This is a genomic window from Bradyrhizobium sp. HKCCYLR20261 (genome assembly GCF_051168435.1).
Lineage (GTDB): Bacteria > Pseudomonadota > Alphaproteobacteria > Rhizobiales > Xanthobacteraceae > Bradyrhizobium.
In genome coordinates, this window is record NZ_JBNPUZ010000033.1 from 1 (window position 1) to 24,022 (window position 24,022).

A 24,022-nucleotide genomic window follows, 5' to 3' on the forward strand; every position below is an offset into this window, starting at 1 on the left:
AGCTTCATCCATACCTTGACTCACAAACACATGTGGCCAGTCAAGCGATACAGACGGACACCTGGGCAGTTACCGCTGCGCTCGCAATGACGGCAGGCAGAGTCAGCGGCTCGTCCTCGAAGGCCCGTGTCAGTCGGAACCCTTGTCGCGACCGTCGGTTTAAACAGCCTCACACCAGCCACGGAGTAGCTTCATGCAGGACATCAAGGAACATATGGAAGTCATCGGCGCCGACGGCGTGCATGTCGGCACGGTCGATCGCGTCGAGGGCAACCGCATCAAGCTGACCAAGAAGGACAGCGGCGAGGGCAGCCACAAGGGCCATCATCACTTCATCGACAAGGGCCTCGTGGCCGATGTCGAAGGCGACAAGGTGCGGCTGTCGGCGGTCGGCTCCGTCGCGGTGACGATGGAGGAGGAGAAGTAGTCACGGCTCTCCGTCGTTGCGAGCCATCCGGCCGCGCTACGCGCGGACCGGGTGGCTCGCAATGACGCGCCGTGAATCGTCGGGTGGGCAAAGCGGCGCCGTCAGGCGGCGCGTGCCCACCATCGGTGGCGGTGGGTTTGGACGGTGGGCACGGCGCGCGCAAGAGCGCGGCTCACAATCACGTCAGCGGCGCGCCTTTGCCCACCCTACATCCGCGCTATTCCGCTGACGCAAGGATCGTCTTCAACAGCTTCGGGAACCGCGCGTTCAGATCGGCCTCGCGCACGACGTTGCGGTGCTCGACGCCTTTTTTCGTGGTCTGGATCAGGCCGGCCTCGCGCAGGATACGGAAATGATTCGACAGCGTCGATTTGGGAATGTCGGGGCAGGGCGCGGCGGCGGTGCAGGACATGCAGTCGTTCTGCTCCATCAGGCCCTTGACAATGCGCAGCCGCATCGGGTCAGCGAGGGCGGAGAGCACGCCGGCCAGGGTAATGTCGTCCCGTGACGGGTGAAACAACTGCGCCATGAAAAAGATATAGCGATGGCCTTGCGCCGGTTCAATAGTTCACTAGTTCTGAACTATTGAAGCAGGCGCCGCTGGCGCAGGGGAGATCGAGATGAGCAGACTGGCAGGCAAGGTGGCGCTGGTGACCGGCGCCTCGAAGGGGATCGGCGCGGCGATCGCGGCGCGGCTCGCGGCGGAGGGCGCTGCGGTCGCGGTCAATTACAGCGCCAGCAAAGAGGGGGCCGAGCGCGTCGTCGCCGCGATCACCGCCAAGGGCGGCAAGGCGGTCGCGGTCGGCGGCAATCTGACCGACCCGGCGCAGGTGACATCCGCCGTCGCCGACACCGTCAAGGCGCTTGGCCCGATCGACATCCTCGTCAACAATGCCGGCGTCTACGAATTCGCGCCGCTCGACGCGATCACGCCGGAGCATTTCCACAAGCAGTTCGATCTCAACGTGCTCGGCCTGCTGCTGGTGTCGCAGGAGGCGGCGCGGCACTTCAATCCGGCCGGCGGCAGCATCGTCAACATCTCCTCCGGCGTGTCGACGATCGCGCCGCCGAACGGCGCCGTCTACACCGCCACCAAGGCCGCCGTCGATGCCATCTCCTCGGTGCTGTCCAAGGAGCTCGCGCCGCGCAAGATCCGGGTCAATACGATCAATCCCGGGATGGTCGTGACCGAAGGCGTCGTCGCCGCAGGCTTCCACGAGGGCGACATGCGCAAATGGATCGAGTCCGTCACGCCGCTGGCCCGCGTCGGCAAGGCCGAGGAGATCGCCGCTGCTGTGGCGTTCTTCGCCTCGGATGATGCATCCTATGTCACCGGCGAGACGCTGCACGTGACGGGCGGGTTGCGGTGAGGGACGACGGCGCTCGTCACCACCAGCGCTGAACCGTAGGGTGGGCAAAGCGCCGCCCAATGACGGCGCGTGCCCACCCTCGGCGGCGCTGGGGTTGGATGGTGGGCACGGCGCGCGCGGTATCGCGCCAGATCACGGCGAAGGGGCGCGCCTTTGCCCACCCTGCGCGTCCAACGATTGCCCCGCTCAACTAGAGTCTGAGCCGTCGCAGAGAGGCAGGCGCTACAATCCCGACTGTCATCGCCCGGCTCGACCGGGCGATCCAGTACGCCGAGGCGGTGCGGCTTGATCACTGCTGCCGCGGCGTACTGGATGCCCGCCTGCGCGGGCATGACAGCGGGGGACGTTGATTGCTTCGGACATCATGGACGTAGATCATTGCCAACCGAGGCCGGGGTGCGAGCTGGCTCCGCGCCACCTCACGCCACCACGATCACCGCGTCCCGCAACTCATAGCCGCTGCTCACCGGGTTGATCGTCTTCGTCGGCCGCCGCTCCAGCCTCACGCCCGGCACGCGCATGAGTTCGGCCAGGAAAATCGCGGCCTCGTGCAGCGCGACCGAAGCGCCGGGGCAGCGGTGCGGGCCGTCGCCGAAGCTCATCAGGCTGGCGCTGCCCTTGGCCGGGCGGGCGCGGTCGGGATCGAGTTGATGCGGGCAGGCGCCGGCGGCGGCTTCGTCGCGGTTGGCGGCGCCGACATCGATCTCCACCAGGCTGCGCGCCGGAATCGTCATCGCGCCGGCATCGGTCCGCAGCGTCATCGCGCAGGCCGTGCGGCGCTTCAGCGTCGACACCACGGGCTCGAGCCGCAGCACCTCCTCGAGGATAGTCATGCGCTCCGGCTCACCGGCGGCGAGGAAGCGGGCGCGCAGCGCGTCGTCCTCGAACAGGCGCAGGGCGGCCATCACGATGAATTCGCGCGTGGTCGCCATGCCGGCGGCGCCATAGGTGAGGCATTCGGTCAGGATCTCGCGGTTGGAATAGCCCTCCGCGATCAGATGCGAGATCACGTCCTCGCGCGGCTCGGCGCGGCGGGCGCGAATGGCCGGGCGTACGTCGCACCAATGGAAGGCGAGGGTGCGGAGCTGGCCGAACACGGCGTTGCGCAATGTCGCGAGCGAGCCATGGCCCGTCGGCGCGGTGAAGAAGCGGTTCAGCCGCGCCGCCATCGCATCGCGCGGACTGTTGGTCAGCCCGATGATGTCGGCGGCCACGGCGACGGCGAGCGTCAGGCTCAGATCATCCAGCCGGGCCCGCCGCGCGGCGCGGAACTGCGCCACCAGCTCGCGGCTGGTCGCCTCCATCAGCGTGCAATAGCGCGTCGCGACGACGCGCGGCGTGAAGAACCGCGCGGTGGCGCTGCGCTGCTTCTGATGCGGCTCGCCGTCCTGGTACAGCACCGGCGCATGGCGCGGGCCGATGAAGCGATGTACCAGCTCGGCGTTGAAGCCGGCCTGCCGCATGGCGTCCGAGCGCAGCACCGCGCGCGCGGCGGCGAAGCTGTCGATGCGGATGGCGGGCGATGGTTCGCTTCGCTGCGCGTCGGTCGATCCGCCGGATGAGGCTGGTGCGGTCATGCTGAAGCTCACGTCGGTTTGGAACTCTTGATCGCCCTTAAGCGTGGCGGCTCGTGACCTGAGTTAGGGCGGTCGTGCGCCGGATCAATTGCTGCTCGCGGGATGATGATTGGCCTGCGAAAGATGGAACGAAATGGGCGGCGCGTGTTGAAGGTCGCGCGCGCGGGATGGCGTTTGCGATCACCCGTCGCACTCTCCACGTCATTGCGAGCGCAGCGAAGCAATCCAGAGTCCCGCCCACCACCCTGGCTTGCTTCGCTGCGCTCGCAATGACGGGAGCAAGATCAAGGTGCAGAGGTAAAACAACTTTAGGTTGATTAATCGTTGGAGATCGGTTCAAATCCGTCCTGCCGAGTCCACTCTGCCATCACGCGTTTACGAAGACGTTTCGACCTTTCATGTCGCGGACAGGGCCGTTGTCCATGCGCCAGTTCGCTTCGATCTGATTTCACATCACCAAGGAGTTTTTCATGCGCACAGGCGTTGCCGTCTCGACCCTCTCCATCGTCATCGGATCAGCCGCATTCGGCTGGGCGATCACCACGCCGCGCCCGGCGCAGGCGTTCCTGGAGGACATCTGCATCCCGCGCGTCAGGGACGGGCTGAAGAACTGCATCGCGCCGGCCAGCGCCTGCAAGGATCCGGCGGAGGCGCTCAACCGGAGCTGCCTGCTCGAGGCGGCGCAGTTCGCGGCGATCCCGCCCGGCCGCAGCATGATCCACGCGGATTCCACCTATTTCATCGCCCAGGCGCTCGGCTATCGTGCCGACGTGGCCTATTGGATCGCGGCGTACAATGAGAACTCGGACTACGGGCAGTATCTGCCGATCGATCAGTGCGGCGGGCAGGCGACGTCGACCAATTCCGGCGCCAGCTACATCACCGCTGCGTTCAACGGATTCAAGCGCACCAACAACACCACCGACGGGCCGCTGTATCATTACCTCCTGAACTTCTCGCCGAACGGGCAAGGCACCGACGTGCACGGCGCCAGCGGCGTCCAGGCGGTGTATCCGTTCCACTACCCGCCGCCGGGCTATCCCATCACCATCGACAGCGTCTACCAGGGCACGCTGTATGATCTCCGGCAATGGGCGATGAAGGGCGACGAGGCGCCGGGCCTGTTGTGCACGGCCGGCTACACGGTGCCGAACGGCTCCTCGAATTTCAGCGGTCCCAAATGTCTGGCGAACGTGCCGCTGAGCGGCAATGTGCCGCTGCTCGAGAACTACGCGATCGGGCCGGCGATCAACGTGATGTCGGGGCCGAAGATTCTCGACAACAGCGACACCAACAATGTCGTCGACTACACCAGGCTGAAATCCTGGCTCGACGACAAGAGCCGCACCACCGGCGTGCTGTTCGACGACCCCAAAAAGCCGCCGGTGCCGGTGCAGATCGCCCGCATCGGGCTCTATCTGCACAGCTTGCAGGATGCCTCCTCGCACGGCACCTTCTGCGGCGACGACGCGCCGTCGCCGCCGGGCGGCTCGGACGTCGGCAGCTACATGTTCATGAGCTCCGGCAGCATCAAGCTGGTGTTCGGCACCTATTGCGCGACGGGACCGCATCTGGCGAGCCACGTCCAGGAGACCGGCACCGGCGACACCAGCCTGCCGCTGCGCGACTACGTCGCGCTGAACAACACGGTCGACGAGTTGATCCTGTTCGGCAACAATGTCGCCAAGCCGCGCGGCTGGATCGTCAATCCGAGCCTGCTGCCGCCGAACGTCGTCGGTGGCAAGAGCGCGGCGGGCGACAGCGCCGCCGACCTGAAATCGCGCCTGGTCGGCCGCATCGTGCAGGGCGTGCAATGGTCGCGCGCCGAGGTCTACGCGTCAGGCGTCATCACCGCGCCGCTCCAGCGCACCGACGCCCAGGACCGCCTGAACACGATGAACGCCGCGCTGGGGGCCTATTCGAAGCGGCTGACGAATGCCAACCCCAAGCTGACACCGCTGCGCCCGATGCCGGGGAATTCGTTCGACCCGAACGACAAGTCGGTGTGTTTCAAGTAGGAGGGTGGGCAAAGCGCCGCCGCAGGGCGGGGCGTGCCCACCGTGTTCTTGACGCCCGGAACTCCTGCCTCGCCTCCGGACCCGGATCGCGCTATGATGCCACCAGCGGAAGGGAAGGCAGCCATGACCATCAAGGTCGCCGTCAGAGCCGAAGTCGTGCGTGATCCCACGGTCATGAGTGGCGACCCAGTGGTTCGCGGCACCCGCGTGCCTGCCGAAACCATCCTGGCCTATCTGCGTGCCGGCTATCCAGCGCAGGACATCTTCGCCGACTACCCGAGCCTGCCGATCGACGGTATCGACGCGGTGATCCGCTGGGCGGAGGCCACCTATGGCTCCGAATGGCGAACGTCAGAACAGGCGGCAGCCGGACGTTGAGCGAGCGATTCCTGATCGACGAGTGCTTGAGCGGCGCCTTGGTGGGAGTCGCCAAGGCCCGCGGCTATGAGGCGGACTACGTCACCCATCTCGGCAAGAGCGGTTGGCAGGATTGGAATCTCGTTCGCTTTGCCAGTGCGAACGATTACATCGTGGTCACCGACAACCGGAGAGATTTTCTGAAACAATACGCCAAGCTGGACGTGCACGCCGGGCTGGTGATTCTGATCCCGAAAGGCACGCGAGCTCAGCAGATGGATCTGTTTCAGAAGGCGCTCGATCTGTATTCGGCCCGCAACGCTGATCTCGTCAACAAGCTGATCGAAGTCGCGCGGGATGGCTCGGTCCATATCCGTGAGTGGAGCGCTGACGAGCACGATGTTGGCCATATCCACGATCCGAAATGGCGGTGATCGGGCGCCCATCCCGTCATCGATCTCTCACGAGGGCTTCGATGACCCGCCTGCACTGGATCTCACTCACCACACCCGGCCGCCTTGCCATCGCGGCGCGGCCACGGGCGGAGGACTGGCTCGATGATGACATCGCCGCGTGGGCTGAAGAGCGCGTCGCTATCGTCGTCAGCCTGCTGGAGGGGGCGGAGGTGGCCGATCTTGGCCTTCAGCGTGAGGACGCATTGTGCCGCTCGCACGACATGGCGTTCCTGTCGTTTCCGATCCCCGACCGCGGGTGCCCCGATCGCCCCCGCGCAGCGCTGCAGCTCGCGGGAGATCTCGCCACGCGGCTGATGGGCGGCGCGACCGTGCTGATTCATTGCCGCGCGGGCATCGGCCGCTCGGCGGTCATCGCAGGCTGCGTGATGAGCCGGCTCGGTGTCGATGCCGGCGAGGCGCTGGAGCGCATTGCTGCCGCGCGGGGTGTCCGGGTGCCGGATACGGAGGAGCAGCGGAGGTGGGTGATGGAGATGGCGAGAGAGTAGGGCGCCTCAGAGAGGCGCGCGGTGCAGCCGTTACTCGCTGCGGCCGAACTCGCATCCCGCATGCGCGTAGGACGCGCGGCGGATGCCGTACTCGTCGTGCCGATACACCGGCTTGCAATAGGCCTCCCACTTCGCCGCCTCGGCGTCCCTGGCTTCTTCTTCCTGGCGCGCGGCCGGCGAGGGGGTGAAGGACACGTCGCGAGAGGCGGGCGGCAGCTCGGTGTGCGTATAGGTGCAGCGGGAGTAGCCGTAGAACCGGGACCCCTGGCAGACGCTCCTGTCGACCCACGACCTCGCCTGCACTGGCGAGACGGACAGCGCGAGCAGCGCGGGAATGAGGATCTTCTTCACGGCCATTGTCCTGAACACGTGTGCCATTTGCAATCTTGTGTCCCGTATTGGGACGATCTTACACCGGAATCCGACGATGTAAGGTCTGATTTGCAAGGCACGGACCGGACGGGATCGTGGCCGTTTCGGCGCCGCAGTGGAGCTGGACGCGTGGTCGAGCGGCCGAAGCAAGGGTCACGGGTGACGTCCCAACTCTCTCCACTCGTCATTCCGGGGCGCGCGAAAGCGCGAGCCCGGAATCCATACTCACAGGCGGTCGTGGTGGAGACACATCGTCGCGGCCAGCATCTTGCGACCTCATCACCGCTCGTGGCTATGGATTCCGGGCTCGCGCTTCGCGCGCCCCGGAATGACGGCGGAGAGAGACGTCCCAGCGACGCCGAGGGGGGCTACGCGACCTCCACCACCAGCGCCGGATCGAAATCCGGGTTCTCGCGGCCATAGCCGTGCGGGTTGCAGATTACGCGGGTGGCGCCGAGGAAATAGTCCGATTGCGTGTGGATGTGGCCGTGGATCCAGAGCGAAGGCCTCGTCGCCAGGATCAGCGCCGAAAGGTCCGAGGCGTAGGCGGCGGTGACGCGGTCATTGCGATATGTCTCGGCGACCGAGCCCCAGCCGGGGGCGTGGTGGGTGACGACGATTGTCGGGCCGTCGAACGGCGTCTCCAGGAGGCCCGTGAGCCAGGTGCGCGATTTCAGGTGCAGGCCGAGCGCCTCCTGCGGCCGGAAGCGCAGCCAGGGCTGCTTGCGCCAGGTGATGCGGCGATGGTCGTTCATGCGGTCGCGGCAGACCGCCATGGTGTGGACCTCGGAGCCGGCGCCGAAGATCGCATAGTCGGTCCACAGCGTGCAGCCGGCAAAGCGCACGCCCGCGAGCACGACCGCCTCGTTTTCCAAAAGATGCACCCCGAACCGCGCCGCCTCGGCGCGCGCCTGCTTCAGCTCGTCGGGGTAGGTGCGGTGATAGAATTCATGGTTGCCCATCACCATGACGATCGGCACGTCCTCGGCCACGATCTCGCGCAGCCGCGCAAACCCGTTCACCGCCCCCTCACAGACATCGCCGGCGACCACGACCACATCGACCCCGGGCAGCGCCGCGATCGGCTTGATGTCGGCCATGTCGGCATGGAGATCGGAGAAGATGTGCAGGTGCATCAATTAGCAGCTAGCCGACCCAGCGGCCGGAACCAAGGTCTACTAGCGAAAAACATGTTCTAGTCGGCAATGAACCATGTTGGTCGCAGCAACGTGATAGATGCAAGATTTACCTATTCCCCCGGCGCATCTTCTTCTCCGGTGGCAATCAGTTTTCCGGAATCCAACGCATCAGAAACGCTCCTGAGAGAGTCCAAGCTGCTTGTCACTATCCTTTTTGCGCAATCCAAGCAGTATCTATCCCAACTACGTCCGGTCCGAACATTAAGCCGCAAGTTGCCTCTCAAAATTCTATGACGGGCGTTCGCCTGACAGTTGTGAGCGCGCTGCGCAGTGTCAATCTCAACCCTGACTAGGAGCGATCGAAGTCTACCCACCAAATATCTCCGCTATTGCTCGAGCAACAATTCCATCAAAATCGCCGTTGATCCGCTCCAATTCTTCGCGAGAGAACTCCTGCCGCTGACGTGCACCACGTCCAACGAGGGAATTGGCCTGCCGATCTATTGCGGCCTTCATAACAACGTAATTTGTGAGGCCGCGTCGCGAGCGATCGAGTGTCTTTCCTTCGGGGTTAACTCCCCTCTGGGCGAGGGCACGCCCAGTTTCACTAGCAATCCTGGCATCTAGTCCACTTCGGGCCGCTTGGCGTTGGCGCTGCCGAGAAACTGGAATTGGTTGAAGTTCCTCCATAGCAAGGCGAACCTGATCAGGCGTATAGCCGCGCTGGCTGAGCAGTCGTAACGCCTCGACGGCCGCTTGGTCATCCAACAGCGGAATTTCTTGGAGCTGTACGCCGCTTTGCGCGCGAACCTCGAATTGGTCGCCAGTATCCGTTCTCGTGGGCGCAATCTCAATCTCGTCGGCTGCATCGAAGTGCAATCCTTCAATAGGCAGCATCTGATCGAAGAACTCCTGGTCTGCTTGGGAGAACCGCTGAAAGTCTTCCCATCGTCGAGCTACGTTTGCACCTGCATGAAAAACAACCACTCCGCGATTACGAAGACTGTCGGGCGCGTTTTGATCTATCACTCGCATAATTCTACCGACGAACTGTACAAAGGGCGACAAGTTGGCGAAGATGCTAAATACCGCGGCGACCGCAAGCTTTGGATGATCGAATCCCTCACCGAGCTTTCGAACTTGAACAATTACGTCAAGCTGGTCACTTTCGAGCCGCTGCATAACACGTTGGTTCGCCGCGCCATCTTCGCGCGAGTGGACAAAGTCAGCACGTCGATTTCGGGCCCTGTAAGCTTCGACAATCTGATGGCAGTGCCTATAATTAAGAGCAGAGGCGATAATCTTTAATGAGTTGTCGCCACTTTCGGCGCGTAGCCGGTCTAACTCACGAATGGACGCATCCGTAATCGTATTCAATGTCTCCGTGGAAGTGACAATGCTGCGACGAAAATCTGCATCTTCCTCACCAAGCCGACGAACTTCATCCAGGTCGACTTCGATCTCCCCGTCATCTTCGTTGCGTACATATCGTAGCGTGCGAGGATTAAGAACTAGCGCTTTCAATTGTTTCACGTACCCGGCGCGAATTGCTGCCGCTATTGGGTAAGTGTATAGGAGTCGCCCGGCCATCAGTTGCCCGTCTGACCGTAGTGGTGTAGCCGAAAAGTTGACGATTCGAGCTGCCGGAAACTTCTCCTTCAAGGCAGTCCATGTTGCGGCCACGTTATGGTGACCCTCATCGAATAGGATCAGATCAAAAAAGCCCGCTGGAAGTTCCTGAAGCCAACGATTTTCGGCTCCCTGCAGCTGCTGAATGTTTGTGACAACGATTTCGGCGTCGTTTAGATCTGAGCGATTCACCGTCGCGCCACGAATTTCTACTGGCTCCGGATATGGGGGGCCATTGAGAATGCCCCGCGCAGAATAGAAATGGTTGAGGCCCGAAGGATCCACGTCGCGCAGCAATTGGGTTGCTATCGGCACATTCGGTGCAACCACAAGTGCGCGGCTTGATTGGAAAGCGAATGGCGCAATTGCGATCGTTCCAGATTTTCCGCATCCAACAGGTAGTACGATGCCAACTTCGCGCTCCTCTGTGTTGTTTCGTGCAAACTCGGCTAGATACCGGTAGGACTCGCGCTGTGGCTCTCTTAATTGATTGTTATGTTGGACGTTTGGAGAACGAGTCTGGAAGGTTGAAGGCATGGTCGAGTTTACCCGGGAGAGAATTTTGACGATGTGGTCACTCAAGCTTCCTGAGCCACGAAGCTGGAGAAAACCTTTTCAAATAGGCCGCGCATCACATCAATGTTGTGCGGAGCTAGTGGTGTGAATTCGAGATCGTACAAGTTTGTATGCTTAGATAGGAGCTTGGCGATACTTTTAGATGGTGATGTAGCGATAAAGAATCTGTTTGTTCGTTGAATTTCGTTGCAGAGACCGAGAAAGGCGCGGCCGAGACCCAGACCAAGGGTTGAAGCGACATAATATTTTGCTTCGACGGATAATACAACCTTTGATGCGCGAGGCAGGGCGCTTTTCGAGCGGCAAACGTCTGCTTCACTTTTGTGTAGCACCGCCACGTCGCATTCGTGGCGTACCTTAGATCTCCCGGCGACGTAAATTCCTACATGGGCTTCTAGCGTGGGGCATCGAGGAAATTGGAGTTCTGCGTGGCAGTAGTTGTTAGAACTCCACCAAAGCTCTCCGGGTGACGTTCGGAAAACAAATTGCGTCGTTGGAGGATTCCCGTGGACGTCTTTGAAGCTGATCGTGGCTCCCTGGTTGCGCGCTGCGTCAAGGACGACCGACCAAATGTAGGCTTCGTAAAGATCGTCCCCGTTCGAACTCGCAGTCAAATTGGGAGAAAGAGCGGCTGAAAGAGCGTTCGTAATGTTTCTGAGAAGATCTGGTCGAATGGTCATTTGTAAACATCTTCCGTCAGCTCGTTAAGGGATTTCTCTAACTCGTCGATCGAATGACGCTGTGTTTCGATGTCGGTCGTTCGATAGCTATGTTGGATGGTTCCCGTTTCGCCGGGAGCAAAATGAATCTCTCCGCCGCCAAGATCCAGAGTGTTTGCTAGTTGCGTTTGGATTTTTACGGCTCCAATCACAACTGTACGGACGGCTTCTAGGGCGATATGGAATTTTTCGTAGGGCGAGTATTCAACGCGAACTAGGAATTCTGCACTCTGTGTCTTTGAGCTCGGTGGCTTTGTTGAGGGGAGGCTCGAGGCAAGAACGGTGCGTCTCGGTTCGAAGAAATCGGTCTCCGGAATTTGAAGCCGTCTTGGTTCAAGTTTACCCAGTGCGGCTTCTTCCTCGATCTGGTCTGCGACCCATTCGAGTTTGTGTTCGCGAAGCCATAGTATCAACGTGTCGTAGGCTTCGGTCGCTGCTTCCTCGGACACCGTTTGGATCTCCTTGAAAAATGTACGAAGTCTAAGCGCTCATCTTATGGTTGTTGAGAGGTTTGTCGAGGGCCGATAACGAAATCGGGGGCGACCTCTTGGTCGCCCCCTGATCCGCAGCTGGAACAAGCTCTAAAAGCCGTGGAGGTTTCCGCTCACGAACACCCCGTAGTGCTGCCGCACGTATCGCACTTCATGCAGGTCCCATTCCGGACCAGCGTGAAATTCCCGCACTCCGAGCACATCTCGCCCTCATAGCCCTTGGCCTTGGCTTCGGCGCGGCGTTCGGCCTTGGAGGCGACTTGCGTCGCGGCCGTGCCGGCCTTGCTCCATTGCAGGGCTTCGAGCTTCTCGGTGGGCGAGAGGTCGTGTTGCGCCTCCTGCTTCAGGGCGACGGCGCCGTCGATGGCGTCGCCGGCGCGGGAGCCGGAGAGGGCGGTGACGCGGCCCGACGGGCCGCCATCATGCGGGGCGGAGACCGCCGCCGTGCTCGACGACGAGCCGCCGCGCATCACGACGAGGTTGTCGGTGCGGGAGCGGGTGAGGCCGCGCGACACATACTTCGCGGCCTGCTGGCTCGGGCCGTCCTCCGACGGCTTGCCTTCGTCGACGCCGCGGCCGAGCGCGTCAAAGTTGCTCTCGGAGGGGTCGACATGGGCGAGGTCGAAGCGCGACATGTAGCTGACGGCGAGCTCGCGGAACACGTAGTCGAGGATCGACGTCGCATATTTGATCGAGTCGTTGCCCTGCACGGGGCCGGCCGGCTCGAAGCGGGTGAAGGTGAAGGCGTCGACATACTCCTCCAGCGGCACGCCGTACTGGAGACCCAGCGACACCGCGATGGCGAAGTTGTTGATGAAGGAGCGCAGCGCCGCGCCCTCCTTGTGCATGTCGATGAAGATCTCGCCGAGGCGGCCGTCATCATACTCGCCGGTGCGCAAGTACACCTTGTGGCCGCCGACGACCGCCTTCTGGGTGTAGCCCTTGCGGCGATCCGGCATCTTCTCGCGCTCGCGCATCACGACGATGCGCTCGACCAGCTTCTCGACGATCTTCTCCGAGACCTGGGTGGCACGCGCGGCCATCGGCTTCTCGTAGAAGGACTCGACCGCATCGTCCTCGTCCTCATCGTCGCTGATGAGCTGCGAGTTGAGCGGCTGCGACAGCTTGGAGCCGTCGCGGTACAGCGCGTTGGCCTTCAGCGCCAGCTTCCAGGACAGAAGATACGCCGCCTTGCAGTCCTCGACCGTGGCGTCGTTCGGCATGTTGATGGTTTTCGAGATCGCACCCGAGATGAACGGCTGCGCCGCCGCCATCATGCGGATGTGGCTCTCGACCGAGAGATAGCGCTTGCCGATCTTGCCGCAGGGATTGGCGCAATCGAACACCGCGTAATGCTCGGCCTTGAGGTGCGGGGCACCCTCGACCGTCATCGCGCCGCAGATGTGCACGTTGGCGGCCTCGATCTCGCGCTTGGTGAAGCCGATCGCGGCGAGCAGCTCGAAGGTCGGGGATGCCAGCGCGTCCGCCGAGACGCCGAGCTGTTTGGTGATGAAGTCCTCGCCAAGCGTCCACTTGTTGAACACGAACTTGATGTCGAACGCGGTCGGCAGCGCCTTCTCGACCTTGGCGATGGCTTCGTCGGTGAAGCCCTTGGCCTTCAGGGTCGAGGCGTTGATGCCGGGCGCGTTGGACAGCGAGCCGTGGCCGACGGCATAGGCCTCGATCTCGGCGATCTCGCTCTCGCGATAGCCGAGCGCGCGCAGCGCCTCGGGGACGGCGCGGTTGATGATCTTGAAGTAGCCGCCGCCGGCCAGCTTCTTGAACTTCACCAGCGCGAAATCCGGCTCGATGCCGGTGGTGTCGCAATCCATGACCAGGCCGATGGTGCCGGTCGGGGCGACCACGGTGACCTGGGCGTTGCGATAGCCGTTGGTCTCGCCGAGCGCGAGCGCGTCGTCCCAGGCCTGGATGGCGTGGCTGACGAGCGAGACCTGCGGGCAGTGGGCGTGGTCGAGCGGCACCGGGTTGACCGACAGCGCCTCATAGCCGGTCGCTTCGCCCTTCGCGGCGCGGCGATGGTTCTTGATGACGCGCAGCATGTGCGCGGCGTTCTTCTTGTAGCCGGGGAAGGCGCCGAGCTCGCCGGCCATCTCCGCCGAGGTCTTGTAGGCGATGCCGGTCATGATCGCCGACAGCGCGCCGCACAGCGCGCGGCCTTCCTTGCTGTCGTAGGACAGGCCCATGGTCATCAGCAGGCCGCCGATATTCGCGTAGCCGAGGCCGAGCGTGCGGAACTCGTAGGAGAGCTCGGCGATCGCCTTGGACGGGAACTGCGCCATCAGCACGGAGATCTCGAGCACGATGGTCCAGAGCCGGCAGAGATGCTCGTAGGCGCCGACGTCGAAGTGCTTGGTCTGCGTATTGTAGAATGTCAGCAGGTTGGCCGAGGCCAGGTTGCAGGCGGTGTCGTCCAGGAACATGTATTCCGAGCACGGATTGGACGCGCGGATGTCGCCGGACGCCTTGCAGGTGTGCCAGTCGTTCATCGTGGTGTTGAAGTGCAGGCCGGGATCGGCCGAGGCCCAGGCGGCGTGGCCGATCTTTTCCCAGAGGTCGCGCGCCTTCAGCGTCTTCACGACCTTCTTGTTGGTGCGGCCGACGAGATTCCAATCGCTGTCGGTCTCGACCGCGCGCAGGAAGTCGTCCTTCAGCGACACCGAATTGTTGGAGTTCTGGCCGGACACGGTCAGGTACGCTTCCGAATCCCAGTCCGTGTCGTAGATCGGGAAGTCGATGTCCTTGTAGCCCTGCTTGGCGAACTGGATGACCCGCTTGATGTAGTTGTCGGGCACCAGCGCGCGGCGCGCGAGCTTGATCTCGCGGCGCAGCGCCGGGTTCTTCTCGGGGTCGAAGCAGTCGTCGCCGGAGCCCTCGCAATTGACGCAGGCCTTCATCACGGCCTTCAAATGCTTCTGGTTGATCTTGGAGCCGGTAACGAGAGCGGCGACCTTCTGCTCCTCCTTCACCTTCCAGTCGATATAGGCCTCGATGTCCGGATGGTCGGCGTCGACCACCACCATCTTGGCGGCGCGGCGGGTGGTGCCGCCCGACTTGATCGCGCCGGCGGCGCGGTCGCCGATCTTGAGGAAGCTCATCAGGCCGGACGAGCGGCCGCCGCCCGACAGCTTCTCGCCTTCGCCGCGCAGACGCGAGAAGTTGGAGCCGGTGCCGGAGCCATATTTGAACAGGCGCGCCTCGCGCACCCAGAGGTCCATGATGCCGCCGTCATTGACGAGGTCGTCCTCGACGCCCTGGATGAAGCAGGCGTGCGGCTGCGGGTGCTCGTAGGACGACTTCGACTTGGTCAGCTTGCCGGTCTTGTAGTCGACGTAATAGTGGCCCTGGCCGGGGCCGTCGATGCCATAGGCCCAATGGAGTCCGGTGTTGAACCATTGCGGCGAGTTCGGCGCGACCATCTGCTTGGCGAGCATGAAGCGCAGCTCGTCGTAGAACGCGACGGCGTCCTCTTCCGACGAGAAGTAGTTGCCCTTCCAGCCCCAATAGGTCCAGCAGCCGGCGAGACGGTCGAACACCTGCTTGGCGGAGCGCTCGCTGCCGTAGCGCTCGTTTTCGGGCAGGGCGGCCAGCGCCTCGGTGTCCGGCACCGAGCGCCACAGCCAGGACGGCACGCTCTCTTCCTCGACCTTCTTCAGGCGTGCGGCGACGCCGGCTTTGCGGAAATACTTCTGCGCCAGCACGTCGGAGGCGACCTGCGACCAGAACTCGGGCACCTCGACATTCTCGAGCCGGAACACCACCGAGCCGTCCGGATTCCTGATCTCGGACGTGGTCAGGCGGAAGTCGATCCCGTGATAGGCCGACTGTCCTTCGGTGGTGTTGCGCCGTTCAATCCGCATCGCGAGCCCCAATTGTTCTTGCCGGACCGCGTTTGGCGGCCGGGATCATTGCATCCAAAGGCGGTGGCGAGCGAGTCCCATCCCCGAGATCTCGTGTGCCGCCGCAGTTCAACCGGTCGCCCGGTCCCGTTTCTCTTCAACGCCTCACGCGTGCCGTCCGGCTCCATCGCCGCTGCAAGACAGCCCCCACATCTAGTGGGGGCCTTCGCAGCCCCGTCCTCGCGACCACCCCGCCGCGGGACAGACGACGAGCCGCACGCCGGGCCTGTTGGCCTTCTGGCGCGGTCATCCTCAAAACCCTTCTGGGAGCGGCCGGCGAAACGAGACACACGATGAAGCGCCGAACCGGGCCGGAAGCTAGGACGACTCCGCTTCCCCCGTCAAGCACTAGTGGGGGTTCCCTAACCAAACACTAAATATGGGGGAAAGTGCAGGATAACCGGGGCGCGTGCCGGTATCGTGATGGCCGTAACTATCGACGAGTCCACACGGATTCGAAACCAAAAAAATTTGCTCCAGGTGCTGTCCACAGGGCTTCGTCCCGCTGTTCACAGGGGCAAATTTATTCGCGGCATGCGGGTGTGTTTTGCTTGCATCGGCGGGACTCACGGCGGCTTACGGGCAGGGCGCGGGGCAGGCATGCCCCACAATCCCTGGTGTGGTTAGGAAAACGCCGGCAAGCTGATGGTCCCACAGACGGCGCCGGTTGATTCCATGACAGACAAGCCAACGGCCAGCGGGCGGATTACGCCCGCCGGGCTGATGTTTCTCGCCATCACCTCGCTCGGCTGGGGTTTCAACTGGCCGGTGACCAAGCACCTCGTCGGCGTGCTGCCGCCGCTGACCTTGCGCGGCACCACCGGCGTGGTCGGGGCGCTGCTGCTGGCGCTGCTCGCGGTGATCCGAAGCCAGAGCCTGGCGGTGCCCCGCGAAATCTGGCCGAGGCTGATCCTGGCTGGGATGCTCAACGTCACCGCCTGGATGGTGCTGATGGGGCTGGCGCTGCTGTGGCTGCCGGCCAGCGAGGCGGCGTTGATCGCATACACCATGCCGGTGTGGGCCTCGCTGCTGGCCTGGCCAATTCTCGGCGAGCGGCCGACGGCCTTGCGCGTGCTGGCGCTGGTGCTGGCCTTCGCGGGGCTCGCGTCGATCATGGGCGCCAACGGGCTGAACGCCAGCCGCGACAAGCTGCCGGGCATCCTGATGGTGCTGGGCGGCGCGTTCGGCTTCGCGCTCGGCACGGTCATGGCCAAGAAGCTGCCGATCAAGCTGCCGCCTTTGTCGGCCGCGGCCTGGCAGATCGGCATCGGCTGCGTGCCGATCGTGATCGCAGGCTTCGCGCTCGAGCATTCCGACTGGACCAGGCTCGACCAGTTCGACTGGGCGCTGATGTTCTATTCCACCGTGATCCAGTTCTGCGTCGCCTATGTCGCCTGGTTCGCCGCGTTGTCGCGGCTGCCGGCCTCGGTGGCGGCGATCGGCACCATGGCGGTCCCGGTGATCGGCGTCGTGGCGTCGGCGATCGCGCTGCGCGAACCGCTCGGGGCAGGGCAGATCGCCGCGCTCGCCTTCACGCTGGGGGCGGTGGCGCTGGCGACGCGGGGCTAGCGCCAGCGGCCGGCGCCTCGTCGAGGGCGCGGCGGACCATCTGGGCGAGTTCGGCGCGGCGGTAAGGCTTGGTCAGCAGCAGCGCATCGGGCACGAGCAGCCGGTTCTCGATGATCGCATTGTCGGTGTAGCCGGAGGTGTAGAGCACGCGCAGCCCGGGCCGCGTCGCCCGGATGGTCTCCGCGAGCTGCTGCCCGCTGATGCCGCCGGGCATGATCACGTCGGTGAACAGCAGGTCGAACGGCTCGGCCTCGGCGATGCTCAGGGCCTCCGCGGCGTGCGCGGCAGCGAGGAGGGTGTAGCCCAATCCGCGCAACTGCCCGAGCACGAAGTCGCGCACCAGCGGATCGTCCTCGACCACGAGAATGGTCTCGTGGCCATTCGGCAGCGTCTGTTCGAGCTCCGGCTCCGACGGCTGCTGGACCCTGGATGCCGGCAGATACAGCCGGATGGTGGTGCCGCTGCGCTCCTCGCTGTACAGGCTGATATGGCCGCCCGACTGCTTGACGAAGCCATAGACCATGCTGAGCCCGAGGCCCGAGCCCTTGCCGGCCTCCTTGGTGGTGAAGAACGGCTCGAAGGCGCGGTTCTTGACCTCGGGCGGCATGCCGGCGCCGGTGTCGCTGACCGCGACCAGGACATAGCGGCCGGGCGCGACGCCCGGATTAGCCGCGGCATAGGCCTCGTCGAGCGAGGTGCTCATCGTCTCCAGCAGCAGCTTGCCGCCGTCCGGCATCGCATCGCGCGCGTTGATCGCCATGTTCACGATGGCATTTGCCAACTGCGCGGAATCGACGTGAGCCACGAGCTCCTCGTCGGCGAGACTGGTCCTGATCTCGACCTGCTCGCCAAGCGTCGGCCGCAGCAGCTTGGCGATGTCCTGCACGGTGGCATTGACGTCGATGTCGCGCGGCCGCAGCGGCTGCTTGCGCGCAAACGCCAGAAGATGACGGATCAGCTCGGTGCAGCGATCGGTAGCTCTGCTGATCAGCGCGGCGAGCTCGGCCGCCGCCGGCCGGTCGCGGACGATGTCGATCAGCATCTCGATCGAGCCGGTGATGATCGTCAGCATGTTGTTGAAGTCGTGCGCGACGCCGCCGGTGAGCTTGCCGATCGCGTCGAGCTTCTGCGCCTGCTGCAGCAGGCGCTCGATCTCGCGGACATCGGTCACGTCGTGATACACGAGCGCAGCGCCGTTGATCGCGCCGTCGGAGCCGCGCAATGGCCGGCCGCTCACCATCAGGCGGAAGTGCGGCCGGCCATCGGTGGGCTTGACCACGACCTCGCGGCGATCGAAGGACAGCCCAAGCAGAGCGCGCGCGATCGGCAGCTCGTCATTCGGGATCTGCGTGACGCCGTCGCTCTCGTAGAACAGATTTTCGACGACCATCTCGGCGAAAGTCTTGCCGACGTCGGTTCCGAGAAATTGTCCCACAGCCTGGTTCGACAGGAGGATCGTGCCCCCGGGATCGATCACCAGCACGCCCTCCGCCATGCTGTTGAAGGTGCTCTCGAGAATGGCCGAGGAGCGGCGCAGCTCATCATAGGCGGCGGCGAGATCGCCGCGCTGCTGCAGGGCTTGAGCCTCCAGCGAGGTCGCGACAGCTTGGGACCGGGAGAGGGACGAGCGTAGCGCCCGGTCGGACAGATAGGCACGGCGCACGAGATAGGCTGCGATCAGGAGCAGAAGGCCGATACCGGCGAGGTCGATCGTCAGCAGCCACGCTCCCGTTCGGCGCGAGATCGCGGCCCGCTCCGCAAGTAGCCGGCGCTCCTCCTCGGTGAACGCGTTGAGCGTCTGGTTGATCGTCGTCATCGCTGTGAGTCCGGCCGAACTCGCCGCCAACGCCTGCAATCCGTCGCGATCATGTGCGGCATGGCGGCGAATGAGTTCACCGGCCAGCGCGATCCGCCGCTGCACGACATCGGCGACCTGTCCGAGCCGTTCGGCCTGGCCGGGATTGTCGCGCACCAGTTGCCGGAGATCCGTCCAGGCGGACGGAAGCAGGTCTCTCGTCGCCTGAAACTCGGAAATGAAGTGCTCGTCGCTCGTCAACGCAAACCCGCGCGAGGCGGCCTCGGCCTGCCGGAGCAGGACGCGCAACTCGGAGGCTTTCTCAAGGACCTCCATCGTGTGCTCGACCCAGGCGTTTTCCTTGCGGGCCTTGATGTCAAGCGCGGTTGACGCGGCTCCGATCGCCAGCAGCGTACCAAGGCCGAGCCCGATCGCCACGCGCCGGCGAATCATCGGCAAGCTCCAAGGGCGCGCAATGCGCTCGGTGCGTCGAGCATCATCGTGATGATGAGGTACCTATCGTGAATGGCGAATGTTTCGGTTGGCAAATGTCATGAGTTGTAATCAACGGCAGGCGTCCTGCCAAACTCATTTTTGAGTTCCAACTAATTCCATCGCTCTGGCTTCATGCAGCGACGGATGCCCTTCGTAGTTCCAATTCCGCGACGCGGTCAGGCGGAGTGTGCCTGCTGCTGGGTTGGCGAGACGTCCGCAGAGCCGCTCAGCGCAAGGCGGACCATTTGAGCGAGCTCCGACTTGCGATAGGGCTTGGTGAGAAGCAAAGCGGTCTGATCGATACGGCCGTGCTCGATCATGGCATTGTCAGTATAGCCCGACGTATACAGAACCTTGGTGCCGGGCCGCTGCCGGAGCGCTTCCTCGGCGAGTTCCTTGCCATTGACCCCGCCGGGCATGATGACGTCGGTGAACAGCAGATCGAACGACTGGCCGGCTTCGATCTTGGCCAGCGCCTCGACGCCCGTCGACGCCGTGACGGTCTTGTAGCCGAGACTCTGAAGCTGCGACACGACGAAGTCCTGCACCAGAAGATCGTCTTCCACGATGAAGATCGTCTCCTCGCCACGCGGCGGCGGCAGCTCGGGTGCAGCCGGCGTCACGACCTGCTCGGGAGGAGCGGGGATGTAGAGGCGGATGGTGGTGCCCCGGCCTTCCTCGCTATAGATCTTGATATGACCGCCGGACTGCTTGACGAAGCCGTAGACCATGCTGAGGCCGAGCCCCGAGCCTTTGCCGGCCCCCTTGGTCGTAAAGAACGGCTCGAAGGCGCGGTCGCGCACTTCGGGCGACATGCCGGTGCCGGTGTCGCTCACGGCCACCATGATGTAGGAGCCCGGCGCCACGCCGGCATTGGCCGCGGCATAGGCCTCGTCGAGCACCACACGGCGGGATTCCAGCAACAGCTTGCCGCCATTGGGCATCGCATCGCGCGCGTTGATCGCCATGTTGACCAGCGAATTGGCGAGCTGCGCGGAGTCGATATGGGCGATCAGCGTCTCCTCTTCGAGGATCGAGTTGATCTCGATCTGCTCGCCGAGTGTCGGGCGCAGCAGCTTGGAGATGTCGAGGATCGTGCTGTTGACGTCGCTGTTGCGCGGATGCAGCGGCTGCTTGCGGGCGAACGCGAGCAGATGCCGGATCAACTCGGTGCAGCGGTCGGCCGCCTGGCCGATGAGCGCCGCGGTGGCGGCGGCGGCCGGCCTGTCCCTGACCTCGTCGGCCAGCGTCTCGATCGTGCCGGTGATGATCGTCAGCATGTTGTTGAAGTCGTGCGCGACGCCGCCGGTCAGCTTGCCGATGGCGTCGAGCTTCTGCGCCTGATGCAACAGCCGCTCGGTCTCATGAGCCGTGGTGATGTCGTGATAGACCATGGCCGCGCCGGTGATGTTGCCGGCCGTATCGCGCAGCGGACGGCCGCTGATCATGAGCCGCAGCGTCTCGTCGCGCTCGGGCAGATGGACGATCAGCTCGCGGCGGTCGAACGACTCGCCCCGCAGCGCGCGCGGGGTGGGCAGGTCCTGCGGCGCAATCGGCGTCATGCCGTCGCTCTCGTAGACGCGGAGCTTTGACCGGACCTCCGTGAGATTGCTGCCGGGATGGTAGCCGAGCAGGCGCTCGACGGCGGGGTTGGAGAACACGACGGTGTCGGCGGCATCGATCACGAGCACGCCTTCGGCCATGCTGTTGAAGGTGCTCTGCAGGATTTCCGCGGAATGACGCAGCTTCTCATGCGCCTCGACGAGGTCGAGGTGCTGCTGCTCCGCCTTCTCGGCCAGCGACATGGCTTCTGCCTCGGACCGCACCAATGATGCGCGAAGCGCCCGGTCGTGGAGATAGGCCCGGCGAATGAGATAGCCGGCGAGCAGCAGCAGCAGGGCGAGGCCGGAGAGATCGATTCCGAGCAGCAGCGAACCGGTGGTTCTCGATGTCGCCGATCGCTCCGCCAGCAGTTTTCTCTGGTCGGTGACAAAGCGGTCGAGATTGGCGGTGATCGCGCTCATGGTAGCCGGGCCCTCGCCGCTGCGCCGGAGCGCCGCAAGGCCCTCACTGTCCGACGCCGCGCGCAAGCGAACCAGCTCGGCGGCGAGCTCCACCCTGCGCGCGATGAGGGCCTGGGTTTCGGAGAGAAGCTTTTGCGGATTGGGATTGTCGCCGACCTCGCGCTGCAGATCGGCGACCGCGACCGGTATCTTGCTGACGACCTCGGCGAACTCGGTCTTGAATTGATCCTCCCCGACGAGCGCATAGCCACGCGACGTGGCCTCGGCCTCGCGCAGCAGCAGACGGAGATCGGAGGTCTTCTGCAGGATGTTCAGCGACGAGTTCACCCAGGCCGAGTCATGGCGCGACTTGATGTCCAGCGCCGTCGACGCGGCGCCGATCGCGAGCAGCGTTCCAAGACCGAGCCCCAAGACCGGGCGCTGACGGATCATCCGCATGTTGCCTTCGTCGACCTGAACCGGCTGCGCTCGGGCGCGCGACGGGCCAACCGGTGATTGGCTCGGAGCCGGGAGCGTTGGAGGTCATGAAGATATGTCGGCAAGGCGCGCCTCCTTGTTCGAAGTTCCCGGCGCGTTCGAGGGCAACAGCCCAGCCCGCGGGGAAGCGGTACTGCGCTGCGCGGATCTCGCGGAACTCAAGTGGTCTCTACGGAAAGCAAAAACTCAGGTGATATCGCCCACGAACAGAATCACGAGCTCAATGATATTGGACCGGAACGCACGGTTCCTCTGCACGTCGGGTAGCACAAATTCGAAATTTCGGCAAAAATCCGGTGGTAACGTGGCGTGACGGACACACGACGAACAAGCATCGGACACAAAATGAAAGCGGCGAGGGGAGGCCTCGCCGCTTTCGCTGTTTCAAACGTCGATGTCGGCGTTACGGGCAGGGATGGCGGTTGCCGTCATAGCCCAGATAGGTCCCCGACGCCGGATCGTAGGAGCGGTAGCGGCGTGCGCAGTAGCTCGCATCGCGACCCTCGGTGCCGACGACTGCGACGGGCTCGGAGTCATCGTAGTAGGAGTAGTCGGAGTAATAGCTCGGGCCGTAATAATACGGATCATTGTAGTAGGCGTAGCTGCTGCCAAGACCGATGCCGACGCCGACACCGACGCCCGGCCAGAAGCCGCCGCCACGATGATGCCAGCCGTGGCCACCGCGCCAGCCGCCGCCTTGCCAGTTGCCTCCGCCGCCATGCCAGTTGCCGCCGCGGTTCCAGCCGCCGCCGCCGACATTGGCGGCAACGCTGCCCGCGCCCGGTCCGCCGCCGCCACGACCTGCGAATGCCCCTCCGCTGATTCCCGGACTACGGCCGGCAAAGCCGCCGCCCATGCTTGGGCTTGGTGCCGCCGACAGTCCGCCACGTCCGCCACCGCCCATGGCTGCACCGCCACCGCCGCCGACGGCTGCACCTCCGCCACCCATCGCTGCGCCGCCACCGCCACCGATGGCCGCGCCTCCGCCGCCGCGCGCACCGCCAGGGCCGCCACCTTGTGCAAAGCTCGTCGTCGCCGTCGCGAGCGGCAGCATCAGCGCCACCGCCGCCACGGCGCTCAATGTCTTCAGCTTGGTCATCGATCTGACTCCATCAGGGAAAGTGATCCAACCGCCGGCGGGGGATGTCGTTCCCCGGGCAAGGCGGTGCAGGACCGCGGCCAATCGCCCGCAACACTGGACAAGTCGCAAGCGGGGTGGCATCAGAGCCCATCCTCACAGAACCGGCCTCGGCGCATGAAACAGTTCTTTCTCAAGCTCTTCACGTGGTGGAACGGCCAGACTTTCGGCACCCAGCTGTGGACCTGGCGTTTCGGCGAGCTCGTGGGGCAGGATGCGCAGGGCAACCGCTATTATCGGACCGCCGGCGGCAAGATTGATCCGGTGCTGCATTTCGAGCGCCGCTGGGTGATCTACAACGGCCTGGCCGAGGCCAGCCGCATTCCGCCGGAATGGCACGCCTGGATGCATCATACGGTCGACGTGCCGCCGACTCAGGACGGCTACAAGCCGCGCGAGTGGGAGAAGCCGCATCAGCCCAACCTGACGGGCACCGCGCTGGCCTATCGTCCGGCCGGCTCGACCTTGGCCAGCGGCCGCCGTCCCAAGGCGACCGGCGATTATCAGCCCTGGACTCCCGGCAGCTGATTCGAAATTGCTGTGGATGATCGGCAACAGGCCGTCCGGCTCGCGGGCGGCCTTTTTGTTGCGCCGCGACCATTCCGACGAAGCGCTCCCGTTGCTGTGAGTGAATAGCCAGCGGCCGACGGTCACGATGGCAACGCGCCGCGTCTCGGTCTCACCCTCCCCTGGAGGGGGAGGGTCGATCGCGCGCGGAGCGGGCGATCGGGGTGGGGTGAAGCCATGGAAATCGGTGCGAGTGGAAAGATCACCCCACCCCGGCTCACACGCGCTTCGCGCCTATGGGCCGACCCTCCCCCTCCAGGGCAGGGCTATCGCACGTGACTGAGGAGTTCGAAAAAGAAGTCATCGCTCCAACCGGCGCGCTTGAGTTTGAGACGCAACGAGGTGGATGTGTCGGGGTGGGCTCTGGCGACATTGAGGGCCAGGCGCCTGAGCACGGCAAGGTT

Annotated in this window: 19 protein-coding genes and 1 pseudogene; 8 read left to right on the forward strand and 12 right to left on the reverse strand. The window is 64.0% G+C overall.

The window, feature by feature from the left end; all coding sequences use genetic code 11:
- Positions 1 to 193 precede the first annotated feature (193 nt).
- Positions 194 to 427, forward strand: a complete 234-nt coding sequence (locus ACQR1L_RS34730; protein WP_434862409.1) for a DUF2171 domain-containing protein — start codon at positions 194 to 196, stop codon at positions 425 to 427.
- Between the two features lie 217 nt (positions 428 to 644).
- On the opposite strand, the gene ACQR1L_RS34735 is transcribed toward ACQR1L_RS34730, so the two are convergent.
- A complete protein-coding gene (locus ACQR1L_RS34735) occupies positions 645 to 956 on the reverse strand; it encodes an ArsR/SmtB family transcription factor (protein ID WP_434862410.1) in 312 nt (103 codons plus the stop codon).
- Between the two features lie 91 nt (positions 957 to 1,047).
- On the opposite strand from ACQR1L_RS34735, the gene ACQR1L_RS34740 reads away from it, so the two are divergent.
- Positions 1,048 to 1,797 carry an SDR family NAD(P)-dependent oxidoreductase gene (locus ACQR1L_RS34740; protein ID WP_434862411.1) on the forward strand — a complete coding sequence of 250 codons (750 nt, stop codon included), beginning with the start codon at positions 1,048 to 1,050 and terminating at the stop codon, positions 1,795 to 1,797.
- 419 nt (positions 1,798 to 2,216) lie between these two features.
- Here the strand turns inward: ACQR1L_RS34740 and ACQR1L_RS34745 are convergent, their stop codons facing one another.
- Positions 2,217 to 3,374 carry a cytochrome P450 gene (locus ACQR1L_RS34745; protein WP_434862412.1) on the reverse strand — a complete coding sequence of 386 codons (1,158 nt, stop codon included), beginning with the start codon at positions 3,372 to 3,374 and terminating at the stop codon, positions 2,217 to 2,219.
- A gap of 470 nt (positions 3,375 to 3,844) precedes the next feature.
- Here ACQR1L_RS34745 and ACQR1L_RS34750 point away from each other — a divergent pair, with 470 nt between their 5' ends.
- From ACQR1L_RS34750 to ACQR1L_RS34765, 4 genes are all read left to right on the forward strand, one after another.
- Positions 3,845 to 5,392, forward strand: a complete 1,548-nt coding sequence (locus ACQR1L_RS34750; RefSeq protein ID WP_434862413.1) for a hypothetical protein — start codon at positions 3,845 to 3,847, stop codon at positions 5,390 to 5,392.
- 123 nt (positions 5,393 to 5,515) lie between these two features.
- Positions 5,516 to 5,770 (forward strand): DUF433 domain-containing protein, encoded by a 255-nt coding sequence (locus ACQR1L_RS34755; RefSeq protein ID WP_434862414.1) that lies wholly within the window; start codon positions 5,516 to 5,518, stop codon positions 5,768 to 5,770.
- On the forward strand, positions 5,734 to 6,183 hold the full coding sequence (locus ACQR1L_RS34760; protein WP_434862415.1) for a DUF5615 family PIN-like protein: 450 nt from the start codon (positions 5,734 to 5,736) through the stop codon (positions 6,181 to 6,183). Before ACQR1L_RS34755 ends, ACQR1L_RS34760 begins: the two co-directional genes overlap by 37 nt.
- Before the next feature lie 41 nt (positions 6,184 to 6,224).
- Complete coding sequence (locus tag ACQR1L_RS34765; protein ID WP_434862416.1) at positions 6,225 to 6,710, forward strand: protein-tyrosine phosphatase family protein; 486 nt, start codon at positions 6,225 to 6,227, stop codon at positions 6,708 to 6,710.
- 30 nt (positions 6,711 to 6,740) lie between these two features.
- On the opposite strand, the gene ACQR1L_RS34770 is transcribed toward ACQR1L_RS34765, so the two are convergent.
- From ACQR1L_RS34770 to ACQR1L_RS34795, 6 genes are all read right to left on the reverse strand, one after another.
- Positions 6,741 to 7,061, reverse strand: a complete 321-nt coding sequence (locus ACQR1L_RS34770; protein ID WP_434862417.1) for a hypothetical protein — start codon at positions 7,059 to 7,061, stop codon at positions 6,741 to 6,743.
- Positions 7,062 to 7,450: 389 nt separating this feature from the next.
- Complete coding sequence (locus tag ACQR1L_RS34775) at positions 7,451 to 8,218, reverse strand: metallophosphoesterase (RefSeq protein ID WP_434862418.1); 768 nt, start codon at positions 8,216 to 8,218, stop codon at positions 7,451 to 7,453.
- A gap of 369 nt (positions 8,219 to 8,587) precedes the next feature.
- Complete coding sequence (locus ACQR1L_RS34780) at positions 8,588 to 10,432, reverse strand: DEAD/DEAH box helicase (protein WP_434862419.1); 1,845 nt, start codon at positions 10,430 to 10,432, stop codon at positions 8,588 to 8,590.
- Positions 10,429 to 10,764, reverse strand: a complete 336-nt coding sequence (locus ACQR1L_RS34785) for a hypothetical protein (RefSeq protein WP_434862420.1) — start codon at positions 10,762 to 10,764, stop codon at positions 10,429 to 10,431. The genes ACQR1L_RS34780 and ACQR1L_RS34785 overlap by 4 nt, the downstream gene beginning before the upstream one ends.
- A 338-nt stretch (positions 10,765 to 11,102) precedes the next feature.
- Complete coding sequence (locus ACQR1L_RS34790) at positions 11,103 to 11,594, reverse strand: hypothetical protein (protein ID WP_434862421.1); 492 nt, start codon at positions 11,592 to 11,594, stop codon at positions 11,103 to 11,105.
- A gap of 155 nt (positions 11,595 to 11,749) precedes the next feature.
- Positions 11,750 to 15,514, reverse strand: a complete 3,765-nt coding sequence (locus ACQR1L_RS34795) for a vitamin B12-dependent ribonucleotide reductase (protein ID WP_434862422.1) — start codon at positions 15,512 to 15,514, stop codon at positions 11,750 to 11,752.
- A gap of 714 nt (positions 15,515 to 16,228) precedes the next feature.
- Here ACQR1L_RS34795 and ACQR1L_RS34800 point away from each other — a divergent pair.
- Positions 16,229 to 17,122 carry a DMT family transporter gene (locus ACQR1L_RS34800; RefSeq protein WP_434862423.1) on the forward strand — a complete coding sequence of 298 codons (894 nt, stop codon included), beginning with the start codon at positions 16,229 to 16,231 and terminating at the stop codon, positions 17,120 to 17,122.
- Here the strand turns inward: ACQR1L_RS34800 and ACQR1L_RS34805 are convergent.
- The 3 genes from ACQR1L_RS34805 to ACQR1L_RS34815 all read right to left on the reverse strand — a co-directional run bounded on the left by ACQR1L_RS34805 (position 17,085) and on the right by ACQR1L_RS34815 (position 23,012).
- Positions 17,085 to 19,370, reverse strand: coding sequence for a CHASE3 domain-containing protein (locus tag ACQR1L_RS34805; protein WP_434862424.1), 2,286 nt, complete (start codon positions 19,368 to 19,370; stop codon positions 17,085 to 17,087). The two genes, ACQR1L_RS34800 and ACQR1L_RS34805, sit on opposite strands and share 38 nt — an antisense overlap.
- Before the next feature lie 218 nt (positions 19,371 to 19,588).
- A complete protein-coding gene (locus tag ACQR1L_RS34810) occupies positions 19,589 to 21,868 on the reverse strand; it encodes a CHASE3 domain-containing protein (RefSeq protein WP_434862427.1) in 2,280 nt (759 codons plus the stop codon).
- Positions 21,869 to 22,316: 448 nt separating this feature from the next.
- Complete coding sequence (locus tag ACQR1L_RS34815; protein WP_434862425.1) at positions 22,317 to 23,012, reverse strand: BA14K family protein; 696 nt, start codon at positions 23,010 to 23,012, stop codon at positions 22,317 to 22,319.
- A 156-nt stretch (positions 23,013 to 23,168) separates the two neighbouring features.
- Between ACQR1L_RS34815 and ACQR1L_RS34820 the strand changes: the two genes are divergently transcribed.
- Positions 23,169 to 23,579 carry an NADH:ubiquinone oxidoreductase subunit NDUFA12 gene (locus ACQR1L_RS34820; protein ID WP_434862426.1) on the forward strand — a complete coding sequence of 137 codons (411 nt, stop codon included), beginning with the start codon at positions 23,169 to 23,171 and terminating at the stop codon, positions 23,577 to 23,579.
- Positions 23,580 to 23,884: 305 nt separating this feature from the next.
- Here ACQR1L_RS34820 and ACQR1L_RS34825 read toward each other — a convergent pair.
- Positions 23,885 to 24,022 (reverse strand): annotated as a pseudogene (locus ACQR1L_RS34825) (ISAs1 family transposase); the annotation flags it as partial.